Annotated in this window: 5 protein-coding genes; all 5 read right to left on the reverse strand. The window is 50.6% G+C overall.

Annotated features, from left to right (window positions below; translation table 11 throughout):
• Positions 1–184: 184 nt before the first annotated feature.
• The 5 genes from QVO51_RS05265 to QVO51_RS05285 all read right to left on the reverse strand — a co-directional run bounded on the left by QVO51_RS05265 (position 185) and on the right by QVO51_RS05285 (position 5,966).
• Complete coding sequence (locus tag QVO51_RS05265; RefSeq protein WP_022357517.1) at positions 185–856, reverse strand: ABC transporter ATP-binding protein; 672 nt, start codon at positions 854–856, stop codon at positions 185–187.
• On the reverse strand, positions 853–2,034 hold the full coding sequence (locus tag QVO51_RS05270) for a hypothetical protein (protein WP_022357518.1): 1,182 nt from the start codon (positions 2,032–2,034) through the stop codon (positions 853–855). Before QVO51_RS05270 ends, QVO51_RS05265 begins: the two co-directional genes overlap by 4 nt.
• A complete protein-coding gene (locus tag QVO51_RS05275) occupies positions 2,031–3,011 on the reverse strand; it encodes an FtsX-like permease family protein (protein ID WP_022357519.1) in 981 nt (326 codons plus the stop codon). Before QVO51_RS05275 ends, QVO51_RS05270 begins: the two co-directional genes overlap by 4 nt.
• Positions 2,965–3,171, reverse strand: coding sequence for a hypothetical protein (locus QVO51_RS05280; RefSeq protein WP_022357520.1), 207 nt, complete (start codon positions 3,169–3,171; stop codon positions 2,965–2,967). The genes QVO51_RS05275 and QVO51_RS05280 overlap by 47 nt, the downstream gene beginning before the upstream one ends.
• Positions 3,172–3,563: 392 nt before the next feature.
• A complete protein-coding gene (locus tag QVO51_RS05285; RefSeq protein ID WP_022357521.1) occupies positions 3,564–5,966 on the reverse strand; it encodes a family 43 glycosylhydrolase in 2,403 nt (800 codons plus the stop codon).
• Positions 5,967–6,234 lie beyond the last annotated feature (268 nt).

The raw sequence follows: 6,234 nt of genomic DNA on the forward strand, positions 1-6,234 counted from the left end.
GTTTCAGTTCTATTGTAGCATATATTTCTGATTTCTTCAATGGCTTGGGATTACGAAAAAATCACCGGAGTGCTCTGCTCCGACGGTTTCTTATACATTATAATAGTATATTTTCGCATGTGCAGCACACATGGAAATTCTCTCCGTATGCATCCCGCAGTTACCAGTGCAGAGAAGAAGCGCATCAAGCACCTGCAATCCTGCCATCCTGAATTTCAATGATCCTGCTGCACTGCTGTGCAATGCCCGGATCGTGGGTGACAATGATTACCGTGCTGCCATTCTGATGCAGCTCCTGGAATACGCCCATAATTTCCTCCGCCGTTCGGGAATCCAGCGCTCCCGTTGGTTCATCCGCAAGAATCAGTCGGGGCTGATGCACAATGGCTCTGGCAATCGCCACCCGCTGCTTCTGGCCGCCGGACAGCTTATTCACCGGCTTCTGCGCCATGGAATCCATCCCCAGCTGCTGCAAAGCGTGCATCGCCTGTACCTTTGCCTCCCGGAGTGAGGTGCGCCGGGAGAAATAAAAAGGCAGCATCACGTTTTGCAAGGCGGTATCATCCGCAATCAAGGCAAAATCCTGTACCACAAAGCCGATATCCTGATTGCGGATCGTGGCGAGCTGCTTCCCGGAAACATGGGTAATGTCCTTCCCATCAAACAGATACGTTCCCGTTTCAAATGTATCCATACAGCCCAGAACATTCAGCAGAGTGCTTTTGCCGGAACCGGACTTTCCCACAATAGCGGTCAATTCTCCTTCATTGATCCGAAGGGAAACATCCACCAGAGCGTGGACTGCATTGGCTTTTTTGTACGAATAGGTCTTGTTGACCTGCTGTAATTCAATCATGTGCGTGCGCTCCTTAACAATGATGTGGGTGTAACACGTTTGGTGATCCCATAGGGCATCAGACAGCCGGACAGCAGCACCAGTCCAAACAGGATCATGGTTATGCCTAGATTGTTCCAATCAAACCGTAAGCCCAACTGGGCGGGTACGCCGAACGCTGTGGCAATCAGCCAGGCTGCCCCAGTGCATCCGGCGGTCAGAACCAGCAGAATGCCAAGCTGCAGCAGGGTCAGCGTCAGACTGGTTCGCCAGCGCATGCCGCAAAGATAGTACACTGCCGTTTGCTTCAGATCCTGCATGGTGTGAATGGCAGTTGCACAAAGAATGCCAAACATGGTAATTATCAGCATAGATACCAGCAGCGGGAGAAACTTCCGCACATTCTCCAGCCGTGCATCTTCTGCCCGTTCCAGCAGAACCGAAAGGGGGATTTGGGGCTCACCCAGTTCACGGAACAAGGCCGCATTCTTTTCACGCTGAGCGTCGGTCAGCTGGGAGGCGGTGGTGATGATCTGATTGTGCGACTGATAATTCTCCGCAATGCCCAACTTATTCCACTGGGATCTTGAAATCAGAAAATAAACCGTACTTTCCCGTTCCAGTTGGAAGATATCATAAAAGTTAACCTGGAAGGATCCGTTCCGTGACCACCTTGACATACTGGGCAGATAGCACAGATCCCCCAGAACCCCTTTCACCGCCACGGTTTGTCCGTAACCCGGGATGGTAACCGAATCGCCGGGCACATTCGCCGTGGCAACACACCAAGACTCCGTACCGGAATCACTTTTCTTCCAGCGCCCATGCTTCAGAACCGGGTGATATGCGTCCCAGAATGCATCCTCGCAGATCAGAAACTTTCCGGAAAACTCCTGCTGTCCACAGTAGAATTTTGCTATATATGCCGTCAGTTTAAAGGTGTTCCAATCTCCCTCCAGGACGTCCATCATCGGAGTTCCGTCCTGCGTAACCAGTTCTTCGTCAATGCCTCCGGACAAATAATATCCATCGGACTGCATGAGTTCCATATATGGCTCCTGGAGCATTGTCTGTTGGTTATAGCTTGCAAGCAGTACATTCGTACCAATGGTCACAGTCAATAGCTGCAACAGGATCAGCAGGTACATACCCAAATGCCGGGCGCAGGATCGATAGCTGAGTATCAGTAGTTTTTTCATAATGTCGCCTCCCGTTCTGAAGTCATAACCTCACGCCGCAGGAAGCGGAAAAGAGGTAGCATAAGCATAAAGAGCAGAAACCCCAGATACGCCAGACCCAGCAGGACGTAGAATCGCAGAGTATACAGGGAATCAGCGCCCTCGTACCATTCCGCAATGGTGTGACGCAGGCAGAAATGGAATGCCAGTGCCGTGCCAACGTAGCACAGCGCAGCGATCAGAAGACTCTCGAATAAACAGATCCCCAGAACATCGGACTGCCGGGCACCGCACATACGGTACACAGAAAAGGTGTGCTGACGCAGCCGGAATTGGTACATCTGTGCGTAGCAAAGATTGAGCAAAACCGCCAGCAGCATCAGCACCGTCATCGCCAATGTGGTAAACTGAAACTGGGCAGTCAGAGGATCCAGGGTTTCCGGCATGAACAGTTCTCTGTATCCGGGAAATTGCTCTTTCAGCAGATTTTGCATCTGCTCCGCCTGGGCGGTGGTGGGAAAATCGGCATAATTAAACTCCACCCAGTAGCAGCGCACATCCTCCGGAATCGCACGGATGTCTTCTGTCGTAATGTTAGATGTCTTCATATCTGAAATTGCGGACACCCGGCAGGTAATGCCGGCATATGTAATGGTATCCCCCACTTTGTAATCAGGGAATACATATGGATCCAGTATTACTTCCGGCATGTCCTGCGTTCCAGCTGGCTGTAACAGAGGAAATCCATAGGAATGCCCATTCCATTCACCCTTCACCCAGACACGTTCCGGATATCCCATAATGGAAGAATCCGCAATGGCTTGGACTGCCTGCTGCAGTTCATTCAAAGAGACAGTGTGACTGTAATCCAGCTTTGGGGATTCTTCATAGACCGGCTGCTGAACCCCATCCACCTCTTGATAGCCGATAAGCTCCTGCTCGGTTTCCGTGTCAGAGTAAAAAAAGGAAATTAATGGTGAAATTACGTTGATGTTCATCCAATACCTTTTGCTTGACCAGAGTGCTTTGAATGGCAGCAGATCCGAACAGCACAATGAAGACTGCAAACACTTGCGCCAGCACCAGCAGAATGGTGAACAAACGCTGACTGCGCTGCTGCAGCTGCATCCGGTGCAGCATCAATCGGATTTGTTTCATAGAGTCCTCCAAATAAAAAAGTTTTAATGGATAATATGTTTTTACATCCCGGGAGTGCATCTACATCATACTACACCCGCACGCTTCTGTCAACAAAATACAGAAATCCTTAAGAAATTCCTAAGATGTTCGATGGAAATCATCATACATGCAGGGATGGGCCGCTGCACCCAGCCACGAAAAAACAAAACAGGCTTGCATCCGGAAATGAATGCAAGCCTGTTTGCTTACCGGGCTTTGAAAATCGCCCGTGTGAAGTTGTAAAGATGTACACGCATGCTACCGCCGTAATTCCATCCGCCTTCATTCTGCCAGTAACCATGCAGAGCATACAGCACGGATGCTTTTTGCAGGATAATTTACCATGAATACTATTTTTACACTGCGCCGCATCACCCTACAGATTTTTCCGGTGCTTCCACCGGGAACTCCCGGATTCTTCCGATCAGATAGTTCTGAATCAGCACTGCGTCCGCTACAGTAATCTGCGTATCCTGGTTTACGTCTGCAGCAAGCTCTGCATAACTGTCCGCAAAGCCGGCAGTCAGACCCCGGCGAATCAGTGCCAGATCCACACCATCAATTCTGCCGTCCTCATTCAGATCGCCCCGGATCAGCTTCTTGCCGTCTCCGGCGCCCTGGATCTCCGTACCCTCCACTGCACCAATGGCTTCGTCCACATAGAAATTGTTGGTGCTGTCGGCGGTTTCAATGTAAAGCTGCATATCAGAGGCATCCGCAGGAATTACATAACCGGTATTGCGCAGCTGCACCCATTCACCCCGGATGGTCTCCCCCTCTGCAATGGTGGAATACTGGGTATCCCCATTGCCGTCCCTGTACTGAAGCTTCATAAAGAAGGTGTCCGATGCACCCCCATCCAGATACATCACATTTGCACTGAAGCTATAGGCACTGCCCGGCTTGAAGGCACGGGTATTCAGAGAGCGTGTTGCTCCGTTCCATGCAGCCGTTCTGCCCTGTACCAGCAATGCCTCGCTGCCTGCATATGCAGTCCGACCACTGGTCGATACCTCCGCAGCCCCTCGCCCGGTCCAGGCATCTGTGGTTCCCTCAAAGGCACTGTGGAAGTACCATCCATTTGCGTCCGGTTCGATCACAGAAGGGGTGTTCCAGTCTGCACGTTCATAGTCAAAGAAGTCAATATCCGCATGACCGCCGGTGGTCTTGGTGGCATAGCTGTAGATACCGCTGCGGTAGCCGGTAAACAGCTTCAGGTCATATGCCATGCTCAAGGTATTTCCAAGCTTGTTCCAACTGTTACCGTCGTAGGAATAGTAGAAATCCGCCTTATCCAAGTTATAAGAGGCATTCAGATTTCCATCCACCGTATTGAACAGAAACTCCGCTTTCAGATAGATCTCATTGCCGGCGAGGGGCGTTTCCGCAATGATTTTGTTGTAGCTGTTCGTCACCGCAGCGCTACTGGAATAGCCCCCGTTCTCCGCCATATAGATTTTCTTTTCGCCACTGTCGGTTACATACACGCCAATGTTGCCATACTTAAACTGGAATGCGGACAAACCGGCATAGTCACCCGGCTTCATGCCGCTGGCATCCAGCTTGATGACGCTGGAGCAGCTGGGACCCTCCGTCCGCTGAGTCAACGTATTCCGGGCATTCAGCAGATTGGTCGCAAGCGTTTTATTGGTCAGCCGCAGCCAGCCCGGCCGATCCGTCAAAGACCATGCGGTATTGTCCGGATTGTGGTTCCACTGCCACAACAGATTCAGTTGATTGCTGCTGTAGCTGAAATCATCGTCCCCTGCCAGGGAGGTGCCTGTATAATCCCCATTGATTTCCAGAGTCACAGGAGCTTTCCCATTTACGCCCATCATCGGCCAGCCATTTTCCCAGGTCACCGGCACAAGCACCGGGATTCTACCCACGGAGCCATGATCCTGAAACAGCATGCCGTACCACTTGCCATCCGGCGTATCCACAATGCCACCCTGGGCAACACCGCTGCCGTAGGTTCCCAGACCGGAATTCAGCACAGTTTTGCCCTCGTAATTTCCAAGCAAATCCTTGCTGCGATAGCAAAGCTCGATTCTGCCGCTGCCGCTGGGCCATGCAATCAAGAAAATGTAATAATATCCATTGATCTTCTGAACGTGGGAACCTTCTCCGCTAAGCCCGCTCAGCCCGGTCTTAAACAAGGTCTTGTCCGCACCGCCGGGTCGAAAGCCAGTCATTTCCGCATTGAATTCCTTGATCTTGATCTCACCGCCAGCACCATACACCAGATAGTTCCGCCCGTCATCATCAAACAGCATGGAAGCATCATGGTACATACCGTTCAGCTCCGTGCGAGTCCAGGTACCGTGCTCTATGTCGCTGGTTTTATATATGTAGGACTTTCCGGTACCGTAACTGCCGAAGAACACATAATAGATACCGTCGTGATACCGCAGACTGGCTGCCCACTGCCCGTGCGAATAATCATGCTTGCCGTTGGTCAGATTCTGGATATCCCCATTCGCCAGTGTGTCATACACATAGGAACAAATCTCCCAGGAAACCAGATCCTTGGATTTCATAATGGGTGCACCGGGACTGAAGAACATGGTGGTACTGATCATATAATAGGTATCCCCCACTCGGATCACATCATCATCCGGCACATCCGACCATATGATTGGATTGGCGACGGTTGAAACGGAGGCAGCCTGTGCGATGGGCTGCACCGGAAAATAAGACACAGCAGCAAGCAGCAATGCCGCTGCCGTAAACCCTGCGGCTGCACGAGGCAGCCTTACTTTGAAGTGCTTCATCAATTCATTCCCCCTGATGCCTGTTTCGGCTTCTGCTTCCTTGTAATATATAAAGTATAATTTAAACTCTATTTATATTCAATGCAGATTTATGCTATCTTTCTTTCATATTTGTGCTGCAAAAGTTGAATATTTTATGTGATAGATGTACAAGAAGCATTCCAGGCAAAAAGGGCATAGATCCCTATGGAGAACAGCGTGCTTGAAGAAGTCGGCATAGCTTTCGGGCAAATAGCGTAAATGCGGCTGCACAACAAGAAAAGTTGTG

The sequence above is a fragment of the Ruminococcus sp. CAG:379 genome (genome assembly GCF_000434255.1).
Classification (GTDB): domain Bacteria; phylum Bacillota; class Clostridia; order Oscillospirales; family Ruminococcaceae; genus Ruminococcus_F; species Ruminococcus_F champanellensis.